We start from the raw sequence: 24,381 nt of genomic DNA on the forward strand, positions 1-24,381 counted from the left end.
TGTGGCGCCGATCAGGTCCACTTGCGGAGGTATGCGAAAAACGTATCCGCACGGACCAGCAAGATTATTAGCCGGCTTTCTGACTTGACATCGGGACCGGCTCCGGCAGGCCTATCTCGGAAAACGCAGAGATTGCAGCACCAAACGCATCACCGATGCCGATCAATATAGGCTCGTTCACGCCCATTCGCTCAACCGCCGCAGCCAGTTGCACGAGCGAACCGCACCAGCGCTGCTCATTTTCGCGGCTGACGGAAATCATGATGGCGACGGGCGTCGAGGCCGGCATGCCATGCGCCAGAAGGGCTTCCTCGATGCTGGCAGCGGTTCGCCCGCCCATGTAAAAAACCGTGGTCACGGAAGGGTTCGACAGGGACTGCCAGTCTATATTCTCCGGCAGCTTGCCCTGTCTGGAGTGCCCGGTGACGAAGCGGACCGACTGGGCGTGATCGCGGTGGGTGAGGGAAACGCCGAGCCGCGAAGCCATGGCGCTTGCCGCGGTGATGCCGGGTACGATTTCGACCGGGATGTTTTCAGCCTCCAGCGCTGCGATCTCCTCGCCGGCGCGTCCGAAAATCATCGGATCGCCGGATTTCAGCCGCACTACCCTTTTGCCGGCCTTGGCAAGGCGGATCATCATGTCGTTAATATCTTCCTGCTTGCAGCTTTCCCGGCCGCCGCGTTTGCCAACAAGCATACGCTTCGCCTCCCGCCGCGCCAGTTCCAGCACCTCGGATGAAACGAGATCGTCGAACAGAATGACATCCGCCGCCTGCAAGGCGCGTACCGCTTTCAGCGTCAGCAGCTCGGCATCGCCCGGTCCGGCACCGACCAGCGTCACAAGGCCGCGTGCCGATCCTTTCCGACCTGCCTGCGTGCCGATGTCTGTCAGCAGCCTTTCTTCGCTGCCCTCATCCAGCCTTTCGGTAAACGCCCGGTCGACAAATTTCTCCCAGAATGAACGCCGCGCCGGGCCGGGCGCGAGGCGTATATTGACCCGCTCTCGGATGGTCTGGGCAAGCGCGCCCCAATCCTTGAGAGCGAGCGGCAGCAAAGTCTCGATGCGCCGGCGAATGGCCTGCGCCAGAATGGGTGCGGCGCCATCGGTGGAGATCGACACCACCACCGGCGAACGATTGACGATGGAGCCAAACTGGAACTGGCAGAATTCTGGCTTGTCGATGACATTGACAGGCACGCCGGCTGAGCGCGCGGCATTGTAAAATCTTCCCGCCTCTTCGTCGGTTTCACAATCCGCCAGCGCCAGTTCCGCGCCTTTGAAACTATCCGGACCCCAGGAACGGTCATGCCATGTCAGCATCTGGCTTGTCGAGACGAGCGCCGCAAAGCAATCCGAAAGCTCGCTTTCCTCGCAATAGAGGTGAAGTTCCGCCCCGCAGGCAAGCAGCAGTTCCGCTTTCCATGCGGCCCCATCCGATCCGCCCGCCAGCACCACGCGCTTGCCCTCAAGCCCCCAGAAGACCGGCAACTTGGCGAGCTTCTCCATGCGGTTCGGTTCATTCCGCTGCGGTTTTAAGGCATCCATCGATGATCCCCCTGATCTCGGCGCGGCAGGAGCCGCAATTGGTTCCGGCATTCAACGCAGCACCTATGGCTTCGACGCTGTGGCAGCCATTGCGGATGGCGGCCGTGATCTGGTTGACCCCGACATTGAAGCAGGAGCAGACCGTCGCCCCCGGATCGGCGCGGCCGGCGCCGGGACGCCCGGCGACCAGGGCAAAACGCATGCGCAAATCCTCATGGCGTTCGTTCAGCTGTGAAATCGCCCAGTTGCGGGCAACGGCCACCGGCTCTCTGGCGACGAACAGCGCTGCCAGCAAGGTACCACCGTCGAAGAAAGCAAGCCGCAGATCGCCCGTCTGCCGGTCACTGTAACCCAGAGGCTCAACCCTGATATCGACTCCGAAAACCCGTCGCGCCCAGAGCGTCCAGTCCTGCGGCTGTTCCTCGAAGGCAAGCTCCATGCGGTAGCCGCCATCCGCCTTCGCAACTGCCCAATAGGCGCAGCCCGGCGCATCAGGCCGGGTGCGGGAGATCGCAAATCCATAGGCTTTCGCCACAAAACGTCGTGCACTCACGCCGACATTCTTCGAAGCGGGCTGGCCGGAATGCGGGTCCGTGACCGCTGGCACGAGCATATCGATGCGGGCCTGCGAGGCGAACTGGTCGTTCCAGTGCATCGGCGCAAACACAGCTCCCCGTGCCTGCCTCTCGCTGACCAGAGCCCGCAGCAGGACCTTGCCGTGCGGGCTTTCAATCTCCACCAGATCGGCGCTGTCGATGCCCAGCAACTGTGCATCGCGCGGGTGAAGTTCGGCAAAGGGTTCGGCGATATGGGCGGTAAGCCGCGCGCTTTTGCCGGTGCGGGTCATGGTGTGCCATTGGTCGCGGATACGGCCAGTATTCAGCGTCAGCGGGTAGTCCGCCGATGTCCTGCCGGTCTCCGGCAGTGCCGTGGCGATGAAGCGGGCCTTGCCATCCGCATGGAAAAAGCGGCCATCCGCGAAAAAGCGGGTATTGGCGGCTTCACCGCGTCCGGCTTTTGGCCATTGAAACGGTTTCATCGTACCGTAGGAATCACGGTCGATCCCGCCGATATCGAAATCGCGGCCTCCGGCGTTCTCGAAGCCGGAGAGAGCGGCATGCTCGGCGAAAACCTCAGAAGGTTGCCGGAAGCCGAAGGCGGCGTCAAAACCCATGCGCCGTCCAACTTCGGCGAATTGCCACCAGTCGGCCTTTGCTTCGCCGGGCGCGTCAAGAAAACCGCGCTGGCGGGAAATACGTCGTTCGGAATTGGTGACCGTGCCGTCTTTTTCACCCCAGCCGAGCGATGGCAACAGCACATGGGCGTGGCGGGCGGTATCGGTATTGGCGATGAGATCGGACACCACGACAAAGGGACAGGCCTTGATCGCCGCCTCGACGGCACCGGCATCCGGCATGGAAACGACGGGGTTGGTGGCCATGATCCACAGCGCCTTGATGCGGCCATCGGCAACCGCCCGGAACATATCCACGGCCTTGAGGCCAGGCTTCTGCGCAATCGCCGGCGAGGCCCAGAAGCGCTGCACGCGGTCGCGGTCTTCAGCGCTCTCGATGGCCATATGGGCCGCCAGCATATTGGCAAGCCCGCCCACCTCGCGTCCGCCCATGGCGTTGGGCTGACCGGTCAGCGAAAACGGCCCCATGCCCGGCCGGCCGATGCGGCCTGTGGCGAGGTGGCAATTGATGATGGCGTTGACCTTGTCGGTGCCGCTTTGCGACTGGTTGACGCCCTGACTGTAGCAGGTGACGGTTTTTTGCGTGCGTTCGAACAATTCGTAAAAGGAAATCAGTTCCGCGATTGTCAGACCGGTCTTGTCGGCAATCTCCGGCAGGCTGTGCCCGGTCGCTGCCTGCATCGCGGCATCGAGGCCGACAGTGTGGTTTCCAACATAAGCATTATCGAACGCGGAACTGCCGGAAAGATGGGCCAGAAGACCAGTAAACAGCGCCACATCTCCATCCGGGCGGATGGCGAGGTGCATATCGGCAATATCTGCGCTCATCGTCCGGCGCGGATCGATGACCACCACCTTCATGTCCGGCCGCGCCGCCTTTGCGGCAGCAAGCCGTTGATAGAGGACGGGATGACACCAGGCGAGATTGGATCCGGTGAGGATTACCAGATCGGCAAGCTCCATATCCTCATAGGTGCCGGGCACCGTATCGGCCCCGAAGGCGCGGCGATGGCCGGCGACCGAAGACGACATGCAAAGCCGTGAATTCGTATCGATATTGGCCGATCCGATGAAACCCTTCATCAGCTTGTTGGCGAGGTAATAATCCTCCGTCAGCAATTGGCCGGAAACGTAAAAGGCAACCGAATCCGGGCCGTGCTCGGAGATGGCCTCGGAGAATCTTGAAGCAACGAGTTGAAGCGCTTCGTCCCATGCCACCCGCTTTCCGTGGATTTCGGGATGGAGCAGCCGTCCGTCGAGGTCGATGGTTTCGGCCAGAGCCGAACCCTTGGAACACAGCCGGCCGAAATTGGCGGGGTGGTCCGGATCGCCTTTGACGGAAACGATGCCGTCATCGGCAACGGTGGCGATGACGCCGCAGCCGACACCGCAATAGGGACAGGTGGTTTTCGTTTCAACGGGCATTGGTTTGCCCTCTTGGTGCGTGGCGTTTACCCCCCTCTGCCCTGCCGGACATCTGCCCCTCAAAGGGGTAGATCAATTGTGGCACCGGCTCTATTTTACAGCTTGCGTCTCCGACAACAGAGATGAAGCGAGAAGCGTGCCACTTGTCGATCTTGCCCCTCGAGGGGGAGATGTCCGGCAGGGCAGAGGGGAGTATCGTCGCCAACATCTGATATCACTCCGCCGCAATCATCAAAGTTTCGAGCGCAATCGAAAGCCGCCCGTCGAGATTGCGGAGAGGAATGGTCCTCACCTCACCCTCATCCGCCCCCAACGCCTTGCCGGTCTCCAGCGAAATGACCCAATTGTGCAAAGGACATGTCACCGAAGCCCCGTGCACGATGCCCTGAGACAGCGGGCCGCCTTTGTGCGGGCAATGATCCTCGATGGCGAAGACCTGATTTTCAGCCGTGCGAAACACGGCGATCTTGCCCATAGGCGTTTTCACGCAGCGCGCGCCGCGCAGCGGAATGTCGGAAATGTCGCCAATATCGATCCAGTTGCTGTCCATCGTTCTCACTCCGCTGCCTCGTTGAAACCGATTGCCGCCATCGGCCTGAATTCGTGCTTGTCGTGGCCGGACACACGTTCCGACCAGGGATCGACCTGCGCGAATTTCTGGCTGAAGACGAAGCGGTCAAAATAGGCCCGGCGCTTGTCGGCATCGTCCATGATCTGGCGGCGGACTTCGTCGTAACCGATGCGCTTGGCCCATTTATAGATGCGCTCGAGGTAGCGCGCCTGCTCGCGGTACATCTGGGTCAACGCCACGATATGCTCCAGCGCCTCATCCTCGGTATGGACGAGGCCCAGCACTTCCGTACCCTTGATATCGAGACCAGCGGCACCGGCGAAGTGGATTTCGAAACCGGAATCGACGCAGATGACGCCGATATCCTTGCATGTCGCCTCAGCGCAGTTTCGCGGACAGCCGGAAACGGCAAGCTTCAGCTTGGCGGGCGTCCATGAGCCCCACATGAATTTTTCGATGCGGATGCCGAGGCCGGTGGAATCCTGCGTGCCGAAGCGGCACCATTGTTCTCCAACGCAGGTCTTCACGGTGCGAAGCCCCTTGGCATAGGCCTGGCCGGAAATGAAACCGGCCTTGCCGAGATCGGCCCAGACCGCCGGCAAATCCTCCTTCTCGATGCCGAGAAGATCGATGCGTTGCCCGCCTGTCACCTTCACCATCGGGATTTCGAACTTGTCGACCACATCCGCAATCGCCCGCAGTTCGGAGGAAGATGTGACGCCGCCCCACATGCGTGGAACGACGGAATAGGTGCCGTCCTTCTGGATATTGGCATGGACGCGCTCATTGATATAACGCGACTGGTAGTCGTCGGCATATTCGTCGGGAAAATCGCAGACGAGATAGTAGTTGAGCGCAGGTCTGCACTTGGCGCAGCCGCAGGATGTCTTCCATTCCAGTTCCTGCATCACGGCGGGAATGGTCTTCAGGCCCTTGGCCTTGATGAGACGGCGCACATCATCGTGGCCGAGATCGGTGCATTTGCACATGGGCTGCACGGCAGCGGGATTGTAGCTGTCGCCAAGCGTCAGCGTCATCAGTTTCTCGACAAGGCCGGTGCAATTGCCGCAGGAGGCGGATGCCTTGGTATGGGCGCGCACATCATCCAGCGAGGTCAGCCCCTTCGAGGTGATGACCGAGGTGATCTTGCCCTTGCAGACGCCGTTGCAGCCGCAGATTTCCGCATCATCCGGCAAGGCTGCAACGGCCGCCATAGGGTCCAGCGGGGACCCTCCCTGATAGGCCTGGCCGAAGATCAGGGTTTCGCGCATGGCGGAAATGTCGGTCGATTTCTTCATCAGGTCGAAGAACCACGAACCATCCGCTGTCTCGCCGTAAAGAACCGCGCCGATGATGCGATTTTCCTTGAGGATCAGGCGCTTGTAGACACCGGCGGTGGCATCGCGCAGCACGATTTCCTCGCGGTCGTCGCCCTCGGCAAAATCGCCGGCGGAAAACAGGTTGATGCCGGTGACCTTCAGTTTGGTATTGGTGACCGAACCGTGATACTCGGCTGAACCGCCGCAAAGCCGGTCCGCCAGCACCCGCGCAGATTCATAAAGCGGCGCGACCAGCCCGTAGCACATGCCGCGATGCTCGGCGCATTCGCCAAGCGCATATATCGAGGCATCCGACGTCATCATGCCATCATCCACGACGATGCCGCGATTGACGGCGATGCCGGCTTCCTTGGCGAGACCCGAGGCGGGACGTATGCCGACCGCCATCACCACCATGTCGCCTTTAATGACGCGACCGTCTTCCAACTCGATGCCTTCGACCTTCTCCGCGCCGAGAATGCATTTGGTATTGGCCTTGGTGATGATGTCGATGCCGCGCTCGTTCAGCGCCTTTTCCAGAAGATAGGCCGCTGCCGGATCGAGCTGCCGCTCCATGATCGTCGGCATCAGATGGATGACGGTAACATCCATGCCCTGGCGCTTCAGCCCGTAAGCTGCTTCCAGACCCAGAAGGCCGGCGCCGATGACGATGGCGCGGCCCTTGCCCTCGGCGATCTCAAGCATCTTCGTGACATCGTCGAGATCGCGATAGGCGAGAACGCCCGGCAATTGATGGCCAGGGACGGGAATGATGAAGGGCAAGGAACCGGTGGCGATCACCAGCCTGTCGTAGGAAACGGTGATGCCGTTTTCGCTGGTTACGGTCTTGTTGTCGCGGTCGATGCCGGTGACCTTGGCGCCCTTGTGCAGCGTCACATTGTTGGCCGCGTACCATTCGTCATTGTGGATGATGATATCTTCATAGCTCTTTTCGCCTGAGAGTACTGGCGAGAGCATGATGCGGTCGTAATTGACGCGCGGCTCGGCGTTGAAAATGGTGACGTCGTAGAGGCCGGGGGCGGTTTCGAAAAGGTTTTCCAGCATGCGCCCCGGCGCCATGCCATTGCCGATGATGACGAGTTTTTGCGCCATGGTGGTTACTCCGCAGCTTCGACGAAGCGGTGACGTTCGTAAAGGAACTTCAGCACGGCCTCGCGGCATTTGAGGTAGGTCTTGTCGGATGCAAGCTCGATGCGGTTGCGCGGGCGCGGCAGCGGCACGTCAAGCACTTCGCCGATATGGGCGGCGGGACCGTTGGTCATCATTACGATACGGTCGGACAGCAGCACCGCCTCATCCACATCGTGGGTGATCATGACCATGGTGTTGCCAAGCCGGGCGTGGATTTCCATCACGGCGTCCTGAAGGTGGGCGCGAGTCAGCGCATCCAGTGCGCCGAAAGGCTCGTCCAGCAGCAGGATTTTCGGCTCCATGGCGAGCGCCCGGGCAATGCCGACGCGCTGTTTCATGCCACCGGAAATTTCAGACGGTTTCTTGTCCTTGGCATGGGCCATCTGCACGAGATCCAGATTGCGCATAACCCAGTCGTGGCGTTCCGCTTTGGTCTTGGTACTGCTGAAGACCTTCGCGACGGCCAGGTTGACGTTTTCATAAACCGAAAGCCAGGGGAGCAGGCTGTGGTTCTGGAAGACGACGGCGCGTTCCGGGCCAGGTTCGTTGACCTCGCGGTTTTCCAGAAGCACGACGCCTGCTGAGACTTTGGTCAGCCCGGCGATGAGGTTGAGCATGGTGGACTTGCCGCAGCCGGAATGCCCGATGACTGAGACGAATTCGCCCTTGCCGATGGTCAGGTTGATGCCTTTCAGCACCTCGGCGCGCGAACCGCCCTTGTCGAAATATTTGTCGATATGATCGAGTTTCAGATAAGCGTTCATGATGGTCGCCCTTTTAGTTGGCCGCAGCGCCGCGGGTGATGACCTTGCCGAGCGCCGCTACCAGCTTGTCGAGCATGAAGCCGACAACGCCGATGTAAGCGAGCGCCACGATGATGTCGGGCAGGCGCGAGGAGTTCCACGCATCCCAGATGAAGAAGCCGATACCGACGCCGCCGGTCAGCATTTCCGCCGCCACGATGGCGAGCCAGGAGAGGCCGATGCCTATGCGCAGACCGGTGAAGATGTAGGGGGCGGCCGACGGCAGCATGATCTTGAAGAAGAATTCGATCTGGTTGAGCCGCAGCACCTTCGCAACGTTGCGATAATCCTGCGGAATGTTGCGCACGCCGACCGCCGTATTGATGATGACGGGCCAGATGGAGGTGATGAAGATCACGAAAATGGCCGACGGATTGCTGTCCTGAAAGGCGGCAAGTGAAAGCGGCAGCCAGGCAAGCGGCGGCACGGTGCGCAGGACCTGAAAAATCGGGTCGAGGCCGCGCATGGCCCAGACCGACTGGCCGATGACCGCACCGAGAATGATGCCGGCGATGGCCGCAAGGCCGAAACCGTATGCCACGCGCTCCAACGAGACCAGCACGCGCAAGCCGAGGCCGATATCCTGCGAACCATTATGGAAGAACGGCGATACGATGAGATCGTAGCTTTCTTCGAATACCTGGCTTGGCGGCGGCAGGGACGAGCCGGGGGCGGAACAGAGCACCTGCCAGACGCCCAGCAGAACGGCGAGGACGACAAATGGCGGTATGATATTGCGGGCCGCCGCAGCACCCAGTTTACGCAGATTGAACCGCGAGGGATGTTTGGGCGGAAGGGTCACGACGTTTGCCTTTTGTACCACCGGTTGCTGCGGCTGTTCCTTGAAATTTCGAGCCAATGCGGACATGGCGTTTCCTTTGGATTTCGGTTGCGGTCAGGGTCTCGCCCCTCATCCGGCCTTTGGTGTCCATCTTTAAATGGCAACCCGGCGGAGGAGGGGCGACACCCGTGTCTCCTCCTCAGGAGGCTGCCTTGATGGAAAGACTTTCGAGATAGGCCGACGGGTTTTCCGGGTCGAAGACCTTGCCGTCGAAGAAGGTTTCCTTGCCGCGCGACGTGGAGGCGGGAATATCGGCAACACCGAGATCCTTTGCAGCGTCGCGCCAGATGTCCTCGCGGTTGACCTTGGCAACCAGCGCCTTCACGTCCGTATCGGGTGCAAATTTACCCCAGCGGATGTTTTCCGTGATGAACCAGCTGTCGTGGCTGCGGAAGGGATAGGACGCGTGATCCTGCCAGAACTTCATCTGCAGACCGGTATTTTCCAGCACGCGGCCGTTGCCGTAATTGATATTGCCCTTGAGGCGGCCAAGAACGTCCTTCGGTGGCACGTTGAACCATTGGCGCTTGCCGAGGATCGTGGACATCTCCTCCTTGTTCGCCATCTCATCGCACCATTGCTGGGCCTCCATCACGGCCATCAGCAATGCCTTGGTGGCGTTGGGGTTCTTTTCCACCCAGTCGGCGCGCATGCCGAGCGCCTTCTCGGGATGCCCTTTCCAGAGTTCCCCGGTGGTACAGGCAGTGAAGCCGATGCCCTGATTGACGAGTTGCTCGTTCCAGGGTTCGCCCACACAGAAGACGTCCATATTGCCGACCTTCATGTTGGCGACCATCTGCGGCGGCGGAACGACGATGGTGGAGACGTCCTTGTCCGGGTCGATGCCGCCGGCGGCCAGCCAATAGCGGATCCACAGATCATGCGTGCCGCCGGGAAATGTCATGGCAGCCTTGATTTCCTTGCCTTCTGCCTTCTTCTTCTCGAAAGCTGCCTTCAGCTTGGACGCGTCGAGCTGAACGCCGGTTTCAGCATATTCCTTGGCGACGGAAATACCCTGGCTGTCGAGATTGAGGCGGGCGATAAGCGCCATCGGCACAGGCACGTTGTTCTGCGTCACCTTGCCGGTATGCATGAGATAGGGCATCGGGGTCAGGATATGCGCGCCATCAATGCCGTTCGATGCGCCGCCGAGCACGAGATTGTCACGTGTCGCACCCCAGGATGCCTGTTTGAGAACCTCGACATCCGGCATGCCATGCTTGGCGAACAGTCCCTTTTCCGCCGCGATGATAAGCGGGGCGGCGTCGGTCAGCGCGATGAAGCCGATTTTCGCGCCCTTCACTTCCGGCTCAGCCGTGGCTGCGAAAGCGCCTGACGGAAAAGCGGTGCGCACGGCGGTAACAAGGGCTGCGGCGGCTGTCGTCTTCAGTATGGTGCGGCGGCTGACATCGCCCGAGAATATCTTTTTCATTCGCATCTTCCCCTTATTGGACCACCGCATGGGTGGCGCGTTCGCTTGCGAAAAAACCTGAAAATAAAAAAAACGCCGCTCGGAGTTTGCGCCTTCGGAACGGGAAATGTTCCGGGCAGCAAAACCTTGCGACGTCTATGTCTGTGAAAGCGCTTATGCCGCGCCCTGCTCGCCCCGATCGCCGTTGACCAGTGCAAAGACGAAGACGCAAGAGGCGTGCCAGTTTTACTTATGGAAGCTATCGCCTTGGAAACAAACGGAATTTCCGAGATTGAATCGGACGATTAAATTTTAATCAGTAGGAATTTTGTCTATGGTTTGCGCAAATGGATAAATTCCGCGCTTGAAATTTGCGCAGCTTGCCCGGCCGACGGCTGTCAGGCCTCGCCTTGGGAGATGGAAAACGGGGCAGAACTGCGCACGGAAAAGCCATTCACATATCCAGCAATGTCTGCGGGATCGAAAACAAAACCGTCCACGAACCGGTCACCCGCCTCCTGCCCTTCGACTCGAATATCGGCATCATCGGGCGCATTGGCATCGCCCAGTGCCGCCCGATAAATATCTGGACGGTAAGCGGACAGGGTGGCCTCCACACCACCTTGCGAAAACTCCGTCTGCCCCCAGCGGATCATCTGGCTGTAAATCCACAGTGCCTGGCTCTGGCGCGGATAATTGGCATGGCCGCCGTGGAAGAGGAAATATTTGTCGATGACCCGGCGGTTGCCCTGGCTGTCGATGTTGAATTCACCGGCAAGCACATGGCGGATGATGCTTTGCGGCGCACCGATATAACGCGGATCGGCAAGTGTCCTGCTCAGATCATCGTGATTTTCCGCAAGGTCGCACCAACGTGCGGCGGCATCGAGCGCCGTCAGCAGCCGGCTGACCGTTTCCTGCTGGCTTTCGGCCCATTCAGGCCGCATCCCGATCACTTTTTCCGGCGCAGACGGCCACAAATCCTGCTTGGCAGCGACGATCCTGCCCACACCGCGCTCGGCAGCAACGATGTTCCACGGTGCACCGACACAGAAACCATCTATGGCGCCCGCCGCCAATGCATCCGACGTCAATGGCGGTGGTACGACCACCAGTTTGACGTCGTGATCGGGATGAATGCCACCAGCGGCGAGCCAATAGCGAAATTCGTAATTGTGAGAGGAAAACGGGTAGGTCATGCCGAGCGTCGGTGTAGCTTCGCCCCGCGCTCGCATGTCATCCAGCACCTGCTTTAAGGCCTTCGCATTTTCCAGCGCCCCCGCCGTTTCGGAAAGCCCCGTCAACGCCTTCATCCGGGCAAAAAGCCGCGTCGAAAGCGTTATAGCATTGCCGCCGCGCCCAAGTGAAAACGGCGTGATCGTCGGCGAAGGGTTCGAGCCGAGTCCGAGCATGGAGGCAACCGGCATCGGCGACAGCATATGGGCAATGTCGAATTGCCGGAATGCCAGCCGGTCGCGCACATTCGCCCAGGACACATCCTTGACGAGATCGAGCGTCAGGCCTTCGCGCTCGGCAAAGCCGAATTCCGCCGCAGCAATGAGGACGGACGCATCGACAAGAGGAATAAAACCTGCCCGCAGGATTTTTTGCCGGTCGCTGCCAACAATTGCCGGCGCGCCCGCTTTTGAACCGGCCGATTTTTCCTGTCCCGCCATATCATACACTCCTCGACTGTCCCGCCGGCGGGTTCGTTACATCAACAGACCGGCCGCGGTGACCACGCTTTGCGCGATCTCGGATATTTTCTTTTTCTCGTTCATCGCCGTTTGCCGCAGAAGCGCAAAAGCCTCCTCTTCGGACAGGCCACGCATTTTCATCAAAATGCCTTTGGCGCGCTCGATGACCTTGCGCTCCTCAAGCGCCGATTTTGCTTCGGCAAGTTCCTGTCGCAGACGGCTGAAAGCGTTGAAGCGGCTGACCGCCATATCGAGGATGGGTTTGACGCGTTCTTTCTTCAGCCCGTCAACGACATAGGCGGAAACACCGGCCTCAACGGCCGCCTCGATGGACGCGGTATCGGAGCGGTCGACAAACATGGCGATCGGCCGGCCGACCGTGCGTGTCAACTGAAACAGATGCTCCATCATGTCGCGGTTGGGATTTTCAAGGTCGATGAAGATGACATCGGGCTGCAGCGTCTCGATGGTCCGCGCCACGCCGTGCACCTCATGGATGACCGTCACGCGATTATACCCGGCCTCGCGCAGCCCCTCCTCGATGATCGAGGCGCGGATCGCGTTTTCGTCTATAACGAGAATGGTGAGGTCGCGAAGCGTCATGTCGGCATTGATGACGCACCGCAACAAACTTGGCAATCAGGCGCCGATATAAAAATGGAGCGGACGTGAAAGGGACGTTTTCATCCCGCTCCGCCTGATTTCTCAGGACGCCCGCTCGAGCGCCTTCAAAACCGTCCGCTCGGAAAGATTGAGATAGATTTCCATCTCGTCACCGGCCTCAGCCGCCTTGCCCTCTTCCATCAGCGACAGGATCTTGCTGTTCATGTCCACAAAGGGGGAATGGAGCTGCTCCGGGTCTTTCAGCAGGCCGAAACAAAGCCTGAGCTCAGCGGCAATGCGCTCGTAAAAATCGCTGAGACGAGCGCTGTCGAGAAGGTCGACCACGGCGGCGTGGAACTTCATGTTGGCGCTGCCCACGCCTAACCAGTCTGCCTGGTCGCGCTTTATCCTGGCATCATCGACCGCCGTGCGCATTGTCCGGATGGCCGGGTGCTTGTGCCAGGCCTGACGCAGCGCCCCGCATTCCACCATGCGCCGCACCCTGTAAATATCAATCACCGAAGCCAGGGTGGGAACGGCGACAAAAACGCCGCGATTGGCCTCGTGACGCAGCAGACCATCCTTGGTCAGGAGACGAAAGGCTTCACGCAGCGAATTGCGGGAGACCTCGAAACGTTCACTGAAGGCTGCTTCCGAAAGACGCTGGCCCGGCATCAGTTCACCGGAGATCAGCAGGGTGCGAATACCCTTTGCCAATCGATCCGCAAGCGGCAGACCCTCTATCGTTTCCGTCATGGCGCTTTCCTTAAGAGCAATGCAACGTTGGGAATTCCGTGACAGGCATGTTCGGACACGGCATGATTGCCCATAGCACAAAGCTTCAGCAAAGCGCCAAAAAAACGTGATGAATTCATACTCATAACGTCCAACAAATAGACAAAATAAAAGAACGATTATCATTTATTGTTGAACAATATTGACAATCTCACGGAACAAGACAAGATCGGTGGCATAAAGCATCCGCGAGGGGCGGATTGCGACAGGAGCGGAGAAAATCCATGGAGCAGAAAAAGCTCACCCCGACTGCCGATCTCAAAATGTCAAAACGTGCATCTCTTCTGGGAGCAATCTTCCTGATGGCAACATCTGCCATCGGTCCCGGCTTCATCACGCAGACGGCGACATTCACCATGCAGCTTGGTGCCGCATTCGCCTTCGGCATTCTTGCTTCCATCCTCATAGACTTCGTCGTTCAGCTCAACATCTGGCGCATCGTAACGCTGACGCGCATGCGTGCGTCCGACATCGCCAATGCTGCCATTCCGGGTTCCGGCTATCTTCTCGCCATTCTCGTCATCATCGGCGGCCTTTTCTTTAATATCGGCAATATTGGCGGCACCGGCCTCGGCCTGAACGCCATCTTCGGGCTCGATCCGAAAATCGGCGGCGCCATCAGCGCAATCTTTTCCATCGCCATCTTCGTTTCCAAACGGGCTGGCCTCGCCGTCGACCGGTTCATCATTTTCGCCGGTATCCTGATGATCGTGCTGACGCTCTACGTTGCATTCGTATCCGCGCCGCCGGTCGGTGATGCCTTCCGCCAGACTTTCCTGCCGGACACAATCAATTTCGCGACCATCACCACCATCGTCGGCGGCACCGTCGGCGGCTACATCACCTATTCCGGCGCGCACCGCCTGCTGGACCGGGGAATGGTCGGCATTGAAAACCTGCCCGCCGTCAACCGCGCCGCTCTGACCGGCATCGCTGTCACCGGCATCATGCGTTACGTGCTGTTCCTCGCCATTCTCGGCGTTGTCGCCAGCGGCGTCGTCATCGATACATCGGGCCAGGCCGCCAATCCCGCCGCACAGGCTTTCCGGTCGGCCGCGGGCGATCTCGGCTTCCGTCTATTCGGCATCATCTTCTGGGCTGCGGCCATCACAAGCGTCATCGGCGCGGCGTATACCTCCGTCTCGTTCCTGCCCGTGTTCAAGCAGGATATGACGGAACGCGCCCGCAACATGGCGACGGTCATCTTCATCGCTGTCTCGCTCGTCTGCTACCTGCTCATCACGACGCCGCCCGCCGCCATGCTGGTCTTCGTTGGCGGCCTGAACGGTCTTATCCTGCCCATCGGCCTCAGCATCTTCCTGTTTGCCGCATGGAAGCGCGAAGACCTGATGGGCGGCCACCGCTACTCGCGCATTCTGCTCGGGCTTGGCGTTCTGACATGCGCATTGACGTGGTACATGGGCTACAAGTCCGCCGGCACCATTTTCGGCCTGCTCGGCCTGTAAAAACTAGAGCGTTTCCGCATTTCGGAGAAAAACGGAAACGCTCTATATATTTGTTATTACGCATTTTCCCGACGCAAAACCGCTACGCACTTTTGCTGGAAATGCTCTAAAGGGAGGCAACATGGCCGCTATCGATCTCAACAGCGATCTTGGCGAAAGTTACGGCGCGTGGCGCATGGGAGATGACGAGGCGATGCTTGCCATCGTTTCCAGCGCTAACATCGCCTGCGGATTTCACGCAGGTGACCCGGCCGGCATCTACCGGACCGTTAAGGCCGCTGCCGAAAAAGGCGTGGTCGTCGGCGCCCATGTTTCCTACCCGGACCGCGTCGGCTTTGGCCGCCGCGATCTGGATGTGACCTCCGAAGAGCTGATCGCCGATGTCATCTACCAGATCGGTGCACTAAAGGGTGTCGCCGCCGCAGCCGGAACCACGGTGCGTTACGTGAAGCCGCATGGCGCGCTTTACAACCGCATCGCCAATGACGCGAAACAGGGACAAGCGGTCATCGACGGTATAAAGGCCGTCGATGCCTCGCTGGTGCTGATGGGCCTTGCCAATGCGCCCATCCTCGATCTCGCCCGCAAGGCAGGCCTTGCCGTCGTCGCGGAAGCCTTCGCTGACCGTGCCTATACGCCCGAAGGCCAACTCGTCTCGCGCCGCGAGGCGGGCGCCGTACTGCACGACGCTGCCAAAATCGCCAACCGGATGGTGCAGCTTGCCCGCGAAGGAACACTCGAAGCCATCGACGGCAGCAGCATCAAGATCGAAGCACAATCCATCTGCGTGCATGGCGACAGCCCCGGCGCGGTGGCGATCGCCCAGGAAATCCGCCGCCGTTTCGAAGCCGAGGGCATCGAAATCCGCTCTTTTGCATCCATTCTCTAAAAGGGCGACCAATGACGATACCCTTATCCTTTCTGAGCCACACCAATGCGGATGCCGCCCGGACGGCCCGCGCCGATTATCGTGGCGGCCTCGTTGCACCGACCTCCGGCATCGCTCCCGGTTTCACGCAGGCCAACATGATCGTGCTGCCGCGCGACTGGGCCTTCGATTTCCTCCTCTATGCGCAGCGTAATCCCAAGCCCTGCCCGGTGCTCGATGTTTCAGATCCCGGCTCACCAACCACGCTTCTTGCCCCCGGTGCCGATCTCAGGACCGACCTACCGCTTTACCGTATCTGGCGGGACGGCAAACTTGCCGAGGAAACGGCGGATGCGACCGCCGCATGGGCAGAGCGTGACGATCTCGTCGCTTTCCTGATCGGTTGCAGCTTTACCTTTGAAACGCCGATGGTCGAAGCGGGTATCGAAATCCGTCACATGACCGACAAAAGCAACGTTCCGATGTATCTGACCAACCGCCCCTGCCGGCCGGCCGGCCGGTTTAAGGGCAACATGGTCGTTTCCATGCGACCGATCCCGGCTTCGCGCGTGGCCGATGCCGCGACAATTTCAGGACGTTTTCCGGCGGTTCACGGTGCGCCCGTGCATGTCGGCGCGCCGGAAGAAATCGGCATATCGGATCTCGCGAAGCCGGATTTCGGTGATGCGGTGCGGATCGAACCCGGCGAGGTTCCAGTTTTCTGGGCCTGCGGCGTGACGCCTCAGGCTGCAGTCATGGCGTCCGGCGTGCCGTTCGCGATTACCCATGCGCCCGGGCACATGTTCATCACCGACATTCCCGATTCTGCCTATCACGCGTGAGGATATGATGCGTTTTCTCCCCGTCAGCCTCACCACCATTCTCGTCGAACTTGCCGATCTCGATGAAACGCTGGCGCTGTTCGCCTCGCTTCAGAACGATCCGATCGAGGGCATCGACGAAACAGTTCCGGCTGCCCGCACCCTGATGATCCGTTTCCGCCCCGAAAAGATTGGCGCAGAGGCGCTGGTTGCACGGCTTTCCAGCCGCGATCTCTCCGCAAAAATCGCGCCCTCGGACAATCTGGTGGAAATCCCCGTCCATTATAACGGCGAAGATCTGGCCGACGTTGCCGAACTGACCGGCATGAGCGTCGACGAAGTCATCCGCCGCCATACCGAAAGCGAATTCACCGTGGCCTTCTGCGGTTTCGCGCCCGGCTTCGGTTATCTGGTTGGCGGCGATACGGCTCTTCACGTGCCGCGCCGGCAAAGCCCGCGTACCCGCATTCCGGCGGGTTCGGTGGCGCTGGCTGGCGCCTTCAGCGGCGTCTATCCGCAAAACAGCCCCGGCGGCTGGCAGATCATCGGCACCACACCGGTGAAGATGTGGGATATAGACCGTGATCCCGGCGCGCTTTTCCAGCCGGGTTATCGCGTGCGTTTCTTCGATATGGACAAGGCCGGAAGAACGGTTGATGTTCCCACCTCAGCGCCGCGCACCGCCCGCCCTGAGATGACAAGAGAAGGCCCGCATTTCGAGGTGCTCGCGGCCCCCATGCCCGCCATTTTTCAGGATCTCGGCCGCTTCGGCCAAACCGGACAGGGCGTCTCCGCCTCCGGCGCACTGGATCGTGGCGCGTTTAACGCCGCCAACCGTATCGTCGGCAATCCCGTCAACTCGCCGTGTCTCGAGCTGACGCTCGGCGGCTTTTCCTTCAAAAGCACGAGCCGCGCCGTTATCGGCATTGCGGGCGCGCCCTGCCCCATCACCGTCAAGACCGCAGATCGCAGTTTCGCCGCACAACCCCATGTTCCCGTGTCTCTCGAACCCGGCGATATCGTAACCTTGGGTCAGCCGCCGAAGGGCATGCGCTGTTATCTTGCTGTGCGTGGCGGGTTCGATGTCGAGCCCGTGCTGGGCAGCTATGCGACGGATACGCTCGCCGTAGTGGGTCCAGAAAGCGTGACTGCGGGCACTACTCTGCCGCTGAAGGGCGAAAAGACAGGACTTTCCAGCGTGTCTGTCGACGAGGCTCCGGCCTTCGATCCGCCGGCAACCGGCGATATTGTGACGCTCGACGTGGTTCTCGGACCGCGTACCGACTGGTTCACGCAAAAGGGCCTCGATACGCTGACCGGCCAGCTCTGGCAGGTCACGCCGCAATCGAACCGCGTCGGCATCCGCCTTGCCGGCGAAGTGCCGATGGAGCGCAGGGACAGTGCCGAATTGCCGAGCGAAGGCACGGCCACCGGAGCAATCCAGATTCCCCATAGCGGCCAGCCCGTTCTTTTCCTTGCCGACCACCCGTTGACCGGCGGCTATCCCGTCATCGGCGCGGTCGCGGAATACCATCTCGATCTTGCGGGGCAAATCCCCGTCAATGCCAAAATCAAGTTCCGCCCGATCGGCCCTTTTGCCGAAATCGCGGCGGCTAAAAGTCTGTAGGGAGAATAGCGATGAAAAAAGTGCTGATTGCCAATCGCGGCGAGATCGCGGTGCGGATCATCCGCGCATGCCGTGATTACGGCCTGCAATCGGTTGCCGTTTATGCCGATCCCGATCAGAATGCGCTATTCGTTCGGTTGGCGGATGAGGCCTATGCGCTGGAAGGCGTCCGCCCCGCCGAAACCTATCTCGATATCGCCAAGCTGATCGCGATTGCCAAACGCGCCGGCGCGGATGCCGTGCATCCCGGTTACGGCTTTTTGTCCGAACGCGCCGAATTTGCGCAGGCGGTTATCGATGCCGGCCTTAGCTGGATCGGCCCCGACCCACATGTCATTGAAGCGCTGGGCGACAAGGTGGAAGCGCGGCGCATCGCCACCGGCGTCGGCGCACCGCTGGTGGCCGGCAGTGACGGCCCCGTCTCTACCGCCGCCGAAGTCACCGCTTTTGCCGAAGAATACGGCCTGCCCGTCGCCATCAAGGCAGCGCATGGCGGTGGTGGGCGCGGCCTGAAGGTCGCATGGAAGATGGAAGAGATCGCCGATCTCTACGAATCCGCCGTTCGCGAAGCGACCGCCGCTTTCGGTCGCGGCGAGTGCTTTCTCGAACGCTTCCTAGACCGGCCCCGCCATATCGAGGCGCAGGTTTTGGCCGACAAGCACGGCAATGTGCTGGTGCTGGGCACCCGCGATTGCTCGCTGCAACGTCGGAACCAGAAGCTGATAGAGGAGGCTCCGGCCCCGTTCCTGTCTGCCGAACAGCGACAAAAAATCCACGACGCGGCAAAGGCGATCTGTGCCGCCGCGGGCTATTCCGGTGCCGGCACCGTCGAATTCCTGCTCGGCGTTGATGGCACGATTTCTTTCCTGGAGGTCAATACGCGCCTGCAGGTGGAACATCCCGTTACCGAGGAAACCACCAGTATCGATCTCGTCATCGAGCAGTTCCGCATCGCCGAGGGCCACACCCTGCGGGTGGTTGAAACGCCGGAACCGCGCGGCCACTCTATGGAATTCCGCATCAATGCCGAAGATCCCGGCCGAGGATTCCTGCCAACACCCGGCACGATCTCGATTTTCGATGCTCCTTCCGGCCCCGGCATCCGTATGGATAGCGGCGTCGTCAGCGGCTCCAGCGTGCCTGGCGTATTCGACTCGCTGATGGCGAAGCTCATCGTTACGGGTACCGACCGCGATCAGGTTCTGCGCCGCGCGCGCCGCGCGCTGAAAGAATTCCGTATCGAAGGCATTGCCACGGTTCTGCCGTTCCATCGCGCCGCAATCGAGACGGACGACTTCATCGGCACCGACGGTTTCAAGGTTCATACCCGCTGGATCGAGACCGATTTCGCCGCCATGCCTGACGCCATGGAACGTCCTGCACCGGCTGAAGACCCTTCCATCACGCGCACCTTTCTGGAAATCGACGGCAAGCGTGTTTCTGTCGGCCTGCCGAACCTGCTGCTCTCCGGCCTCGGCGCTGTCAGCGGCGGCAATGCCGCTGCCCCCGGCGCGTCGGTCAAGGAGAAGGAAGGTGAAATTATCGCTCCCGTTTCCGGCACCTTGCAATCGTTCAAGGTGACCGATGGCGAAACTGTTTCCAAAGGCGATCTTCTGGCCGTCATGGAAGCCATGAAAATGGAAACGCAAATCGTGGCGACGAAGGCCGGCAAGGTCCGCCTGATCGTCAAGGAAGGCGACTATCTTCAGGCGGGCGCGGCACTTCTCGAAATTGCGGAATAACGCATAGACCAGGCCACCGGACCCATCAGGGAAGGTGGTCCCCTCACAATCGAAGTTTGGTCAATACGGTGGCGGAACCCTTTCGCCGCCGGGCCGTTTATGGCGCGACCTGCTAACCATCATGAGGGAAATATGGCCGGACGCACCTTGCTTCAATTCTTCCATTGGTACTATCCGGACGGAGGGAAATTATGGAGCGAGGTGGCCGAAAAGGCGGAAAGCCTTGCCCGAATGGGTATTACCGACGTCTGGCTACCGCCGGCCTACAAGGGTTCTGCGGGCGGTTTTTCGGTAGGTTACGATACCTATGATCTCTTCGACCTTGGCGAATTCGACCAGAAGGGAACAGTCGCGACCAAATACGGTGATCGCGCTGCCCTCGAACAGGCTGGTCGGACGCTGAAGGAAAACGGCATCCGCGTCATTCACGACGTGGTTCTCAATCACAAGATGGGCGCGGATGAAAGGGAGAAGGTGCGGGTTCGCCGCGTCAATCCCGATGACCGCACCGATATAGAGGACGAGGATTTCGAGGCGCACGCCTATACGCGCTTCACCTTTCCCGGCCGAAACGGCACGCATTCCAAATTCATCTGGGACCTGAAGTGCTTCAGCGGCGTCGACCACATCGAAGAGCCTGATGAGGACGGCATTTTCCGTCTCGTCAACGAATATGGCGACGGCGAATGGAATGAGGAGGTCGACGAGGAAAACGGCAACTTCGATTATCTCATGGGCGCGGATGTCGAATTCCGAAACAGGGCTGTCTACGAGGAACTGAAATATTGGGGCCGGTGGCTTGCCGAACAAGTGCAGGTGGATGGTTTCCGCCTGGATGCCGCCAAACATATTCCGGCATGGTTCTTCCGCGACTGGGTAGGCCATATGCGCGACACGATTAATCCCGACCTCTTCGTTGTGGCGGAATACTGGCACCCCGATATAGACGCGCTGAAAAGCTATCTCGATCTGGTCGACAAGCAGCTGATGCTCTTCGATGTCGCCCTTCACCACCGCTTCCATGACGCTTCCAAGCAGGGCGGCGATTTCGACATGCGCACTATCTTTGATGGCTCGCTGCTTTCCGCTGTTCCAGATCACGCCGTCACGCTTGTCGACAACCACGACACGCAGCCGCTGCAATCTCTGGAAGCGCCCGTTGAACCCTGGTTCAAGCCTCTGGCCTATGCGATCATTCTGCTGCGCGAAGAAGGTGTGCCCTGCGTCTTTTATCCCGATCTTTTCGGTACGACGTATATAGACACCGGCAATGACGGCAACGACCATGAGATCGTCATGCCGGCTATCGAATGCCTTCCGAAGCTTATCGAGGCACGCAGCCGCTTTTCCAACGGTGCCCAGACGGATATTTTCGACGACCCGAGCTGCATTGCGTTTATTCGCCACGGTACCGCCGACGAGCCGGGCTGCGTTGTGGTGATGTCGAACGGCGAGGCGGCGGAAAAACAGATAGATCTCGGCCCTGAGCAGGCGGGAGCTGTATGGCGCGATTTCCTTGGTCACCGTCACGAACAGATCACCCTTGACGAGCATGGCAAGGGTCTGTTTTCCACCAATGGCGGCAGCGTCAGTGTCTGGGTTCCGGCCGACGTCGAGTAGGAACAATTGCTTTTAAAGCGGCCAGCCGGAAACCTTGCTCATTTGACGGATACGAGACGGCGCGGGCCCGCGCCGGCATCGGCCAGAACATCGTTTGGATTGCGTAAGGGACAATCATCGAGTGAGAGGCAACCGCAACCGATACAGCCGGTAAGCTGGTCGCGCAGCATAATCAGGCTGTTGATACGAAGCTGCAGCATTTCCCGCCAGGACTGCGAGAACACGCGCCAGTCAGCCGTCGTCGCCACCCTGTCCTGCGGCAAATCCGCCAAGGCGTCTCTGATGATGCTGAGCTGGATACCTGCTCGCTGCGCAATGCGGATAATGGCAATGCGCCGCAAGACCGCGCGATGATAACGACGCTGGTTCCCGCTGGTGCGCCAGCCTTCGATCAATCCCTTCGCCTCGTAAAAATGGATGGTGGAAACGGCGACGCCACTACGACGCGCAACCTCCCCAACCGTCAGGCTGTGTTTAAAGATGGTATTTTCCATGCCGGCTCCGTTTTCTGAACGGCCTCCGCTCTGAAAAACGCGGAAACACACTAGAGAGCAGCCGGTATAATTCCTCAACCTTAGTTGAGGTCAATAGGATGGATGGCAAAAAGAGGCGCCCATCGGGCGCCTCTGAATTCACAAATATCGCGGATCAGAATTTGGCGGTCATGCTGATCCAGAAGCGGCGGCCTTCCATGACCGTGTTGAAATCGTCAGCGCCGACTTCCTTGTCGAATACATTGTAAACCACCGCGTTGAGATCGACATTTTCGGCCACCGCATATTTCGCCCCGATGTCGAGGGTGGTGTAAGCGTCATATTTACGCCCGGCCTTGCCGTTGATCGTAACCGGTTTGCCGTTCGTACCGATGCGCGGACCCGCATTGATTTCCGATCCGTGATAATTCACCGAGGCCCAGGCTTCCAGCCCGTCCACCGGGGTGACCCATTCGCCTCTCAGATTGGCCATGTGCTCGGGTGTCCGCGCCAGCGGAAAACCCTCGTAATCACCCGTCTTCTGTTCGGAATGCATATAGGTATAGTTGCCGCGCAATGTCAGTTCCGGCGTCGCATACCATGCTGCCGTCAGTTCTATGCCCTGAATGACCGCATCGTCGATATTATAATTGTACCAGAGGCGATAATTGCTATCTTCGCTCCAGCGGGCAGGCGTTCCATCCGGATTGAGCACCAGCGCGTTGGAAATCTTGTCCTTGAAATCTGTGTAGAAATAGGTGGCACCGAGGGCAACATCACCATTGTCCCAGAGTGCTGCCAATTCATAACTCGTGCTTTTTTCCGCCTCCAGACCCGGATCGCCGATGATCACGCCGCAGGTACCGTTCGAGGCATAGGTGCACCCACCGCCGCCAGTCGTATAGGCGTAACCCGGTGCGATCTGGCGGATTTCCGGTGCGCGGAAACCTGTTGAAATGCCGCCCTTGATCGTAAGATCGTCGGTTGCGCTCCAGACGCCGTAAAGGCGCGGGCTGAAATGATTGCCATATTTTTCATGGTTATCCAGACGAAGGCCGCCCGTCAGCGCAAAGCTATCGACGATGCGCCATTCATCCTCGACGAAGAGCGCCCATTGCGTCGCCGAGAAAGTTTCGTCGCGACCGGTACGGCGTCCCGGATTCTGGTCCTTCAGCTGTGCCTCGAAATATTGACCGCCGGTGACGAGCGTATGGTTGCCGAACAGTTCGAACGGCGTGGTGAACTTGCCGTCGAGAACGCTATTGCGAACCTCCGGCGAGCGCGGATTTTCAGTGACGCGTCCCGTGCGAAAGTTTCTGGTGAAGTTGGTGCGCTCGGCCCATTCCTGCTGGAAGGAGAATTCAGACGTGGTCGGTCCCCACCGGCCGGTATGCGACAATGACCAATGGTCGCGCGTATTGGTGTTGTAGGTGCCGTCTGCATTGGCTGCCAGCGTCTCGCCGGACTCGGCATCGCGGCGCAGCCGTGCTTTGCCAGCCTCGAGATAGATGTCGTGATCCTCATTCGGCGTGAAGGTCAAACGTCCATTGAAATCATATTCCTTCGCGCCCGTCGTACCATTCAATATGCGGTCTTCGCCGCGCGTGAAGCCCCTGCCCCAGATCTGCAGCCCCAGCCGGTCCTTCAGGATCGGCCCATTGGCATACCAGGACACCTGACCGCTATTGCCGAATTTTGAATGTTGCTGAACCGTACCCTCGCTGGTGACGGAACCAGACCAGACATCGCCAACCTTGCGGGTGATGATGTTGATGACGCCGCCCATGGCATCGGAACCGTAAAGAGAGGACATCGGGCCGCGCACGACCTCGATGCGTTCGATCGCCGAAACCGGCGGTACGAAACTCTGTTCGAAGCCGGAATTACCATTGGTACGGGCATCGCGCGTGCTCTGCCTCTTACCGTCAACCAGGATCAACGTGTAAGCGCCGGGCAATCCGCGAATGAAAATATCCTTCTCATTGGCAATGCCGGTGACAGACACGCCCTGAACTTCGCGCAAGGCGTCTGTCAGATCGCGGTAAGACCCCTTTTCCAGATCTTCTCGCGTCACAACCGTGATGCTGGCCGGAGCATCCTTTACATTCTGCTCGAAGCCGGACGCGGTCACCACGATCTGCTGAAGAACGGTGGTTCCGTCGGTCGCCTGCTGCGCGACAGCAGGCAAGGCAACGCTGAGCGCCGTTCCCGCCATAGCGACGGAAATGCCAGCCTTTATTATCGTCGCGGCCATATCCTGCCCGCCGTACTTCAATTCCATGTTACGCCCCCGCATTTAACTTGAGAATTTACCCCCACTTATTTAGGAGGGAGGTCTGGCGCAACGCGTTTGTTTTCGAACAGTTCTAAATTCCAGAAATTGCAAAAAGGCCCCCTCTAATCGGG

At 59.7% G+C, this 24,381-nt stretch carries 18 protein-coding genes; 6 read left to right on the forward strand and 12 right to left on the reverse strand.

The genetic code is table 11. The annotated features are described in order from the left end of the window. Positions 1–67: 67 nt before the first annotated feature. The 10 genes from cysG to G6L97_RS18620 form a co-directional block, all read right to left on the reverse strand. A complete protein-coding gene (cysG, locus tag G6L97_RS18575) occupies positions 68–1,546 on the reverse strand; it encodes a siroheme synthase CysG (protein ID WP_035199768.1) in 1,479 nt (492 codons plus the stop codon). Then, complete coding sequence (locus tag G6L97_RS18580) at positions 1,518–4,166, reverse strand: nitrate reductase (protein WP_035199770.1); 2,649 nt, start codon at positions 4,164–4,166, stop codon at positions 1,518–1,520. Before G6L97_RS18580 ends, cysG begins: the two co-directional genes overlap by 29 nt. Positions 4,167–4,380: 214 nt before the next feature. After that, a complete protein-coding gene (nirD, locus tag G6L97_RS18585) occupies positions 4,381–4,716 on the reverse strand; it encodes a nitrite reductase small subunit NirD (RefSeq protein WP_003511593.1) in 336 nt (111 codons plus the stop codon). A gap of 5 nt (positions 4,717–4,721) precedes the next feature. Further along, positions 4,722–7,169, reverse strand: a complete 2,448-nt coding sequence (gene nirB / locus G6L97_RS18590; RefSeq protein WP_076845412.1) for a nitrite reductase large subunit NirB — start codon at positions 7,167–7,169, stop codon at positions 4,722–4,724. A gap of 5 nt (positions 7,170–7,174) precedes the next feature. Further along, complete coding sequence (locus G6L97_RS18595) at positions 7,175–7,972, reverse strand: ABC transporter ATP-binding protein (protein ID WP_003511595.1); 798 nt, start codon at positions 7,970–7,972, stop codon at positions 7,175–7,177. A gap of 13 nt (positions 7,973–7,985) precedes the next feature. Further along, complete coding sequence (gene ntrB / locus G6L97_RS18600) at positions 7,986–8,879, reverse strand: nitrate ABC transporter permease (RefSeq protein ID WP_035199774.1); 894 nt, start codon at positions 8,877–8,879, stop codon at positions 7,986–7,988. 112 nt (positions 8,880–8,991) lie between these two features. Continuing rightward, on the reverse strand, positions 8,992–10,284 hold the full coding sequence (locus G6L97_RS18605) for a CmpA/NrtA family ABC transporter substrate-binding protein (RefSeq protein WP_035199775.1): 1,293 nt from the start codon (positions 10,282–10,284) through the stop codon (positions 8,992–8,994). Positions 10,285–10,661: 377 nt separating this feature from the next. After that, positions 10,662–11,939, reverse strand: coding sequence for a CmpA/NrtA family ABC transporter substrate-binding protein (locus tag G6L97_RS18610; protein ID WP_174003517.1), 1,278 nt, complete (start codon positions 11,937–11,939; stop codon positions 10,662–10,664). 36 nt (positions 11,940–11,975) lie between these two features. Continuing rightward, positions 11,976–12,563 carry an ANTAR domain-containing response regulator gene (locus G6L97_RS18615; RefSeq protein WP_065660503.1) on the reverse strand — a complete coding sequence of 196 codons (588 nt, stop codon included), beginning with the start codon at positions 12,561–12,563 and terminating at the stop codon, positions 11,976–11,978. Between the two features lie 102 nt (positions 12,564–12,665). Beyond that, the gene (locus G6L97_RS18620) at positions 12,666–13,319 is read right to left on the reverse strand and encodes a GntR family transcriptional regulator (protein WP_003511611.1); all 654 of its coding nucleotides are present in this window, start codon (positions 13,317–13,319) and stop codon (positions 12,666–12,668) included. A 263-nt stretch (positions 13,320–13,582) separates the two neighbouring features. On the opposite strand from G6L97_RS18620, the gene G6L97_RS18625 reads away from it, so the two are divergent. The 6 genes from G6L97_RS18625 (at position 13,583) to amyA (ending at position 21,502) form a co-directional block, all read left to right on the forward strand. Beyond that, positions 13,583–14,824, forward strand: a complete 1,242-nt coding sequence (locus tag G6L97_RS18625) for an NRAMP family divalent metal transporter (protein ID WP_003511614.1) — start codon at positions 13,583–13,585, stop codon at positions 14,822–14,824. A gap of 121 nt (positions 14,825–14,945) precedes the next feature. After that, on the forward strand, positions 14,946–15,713 hold the full coding sequence (locus G6L97_RS18630; protein ID WP_035199785.1) for a LamB/YcsF family protein: 768 nt from the start codon (positions 14,946–14,948) through the stop codon (positions 15,711–15,713). A gap of 11 nt (positions 15,714–15,724) precedes the next feature. After that, positions 15,725–16,534 (forward strand): putative hydro-lyase, encoded by an 810-nt coding sequence (locus tag G6L97_RS18635; RefSeq protein ID WP_003511619.1) that lies wholly within the window; start codon positions 15,725–15,727, stop codon positions 16,532–16,534. Between the two features lie 7 nt (positions 16,535–16,541). Continuing rightward, positions 16,542–18,140 carry a 5-oxoprolinase subunit B/C family protein gene (locus G6L97_RS18640; protein ID WP_035199787.1) on the forward strand — a complete coding sequence of 533 codons (1,599 nt, stop codon included), beginning with the start codon at positions 16,542–16,544 and terminating at the stop codon, positions 18,138–18,140. 11 nt (positions 18,141–18,151) lie between these two features. Beyond that, positions 18,152–19,882, forward strand: a complete 1,731-nt coding sequence (locus tag G6L97_RS18645) for an acetyl/propionyl/methylcrotonyl-CoA carboxylase subunit alpha (protein WP_174003520.1) — start codon at positions 18,152–18,154, stop codon at positions 19,880–19,882. A gap of 132 nt (positions 19,883–20,014) precedes the next feature. Beyond that, positions 20,015–21,502, forward strand: a complete 1,488-nt coding sequence (gene amyA, locus G6L97_RS18650) for an alpha-amylase (RefSeq protein ID WP_174003523.1) — start codon at positions 20,015–20,017, stop codon at positions 21,500–21,502. A gap of 38 nt (positions 21,503–21,540) precedes the next feature. Here the strand turns inward: amyA and soxR are convergent, their stop codons facing one another. Both soxR and G6L97_RS18660 read right to left on the reverse strand, forming a co-directional pair. After that, positions 21,541–21,996 carry a redox-sensitive transcriptional activator SoxR gene (gene soxR, locus G6L97_RS18655; RefSeq protein WP_003511623.1) on the reverse strand — a complete coding sequence of 152 codons (456 nt, stop codon included), beginning with the start codon at positions 21,994–21,996 and terminating at the stop codon, positions 21,541–21,543. A gap of 154 nt (positions 21,997–22,150) precedes the next feature. Then, positions 22,151–24,256 carry a TonB-dependent receptor plug domain-containing protein gene (locus G6L97_RS18660; protein WP_076845409.1) on the reverse strand — a complete coding sequence of 702 codons (2,106 nt, stop codon included), beginning with the start codon at positions 24,254–24,256 and terminating at the stop codon, positions 22,151–22,153. Positions 24,257–24,381 lie beyond the last annotated feature (125 nt).

Origin of the sequence: Agrobacterium tumefaciens (assembly GCF_013318015.2) — a bacterium.
GTDB classification, from domain to species: domain Bacteria; phylum Pseudomonadota; class Alphaproteobacteria; order Rhizobiales; family Rhizobiaceae; genus Agrobacterium; species Agrobacterium tumefaciens.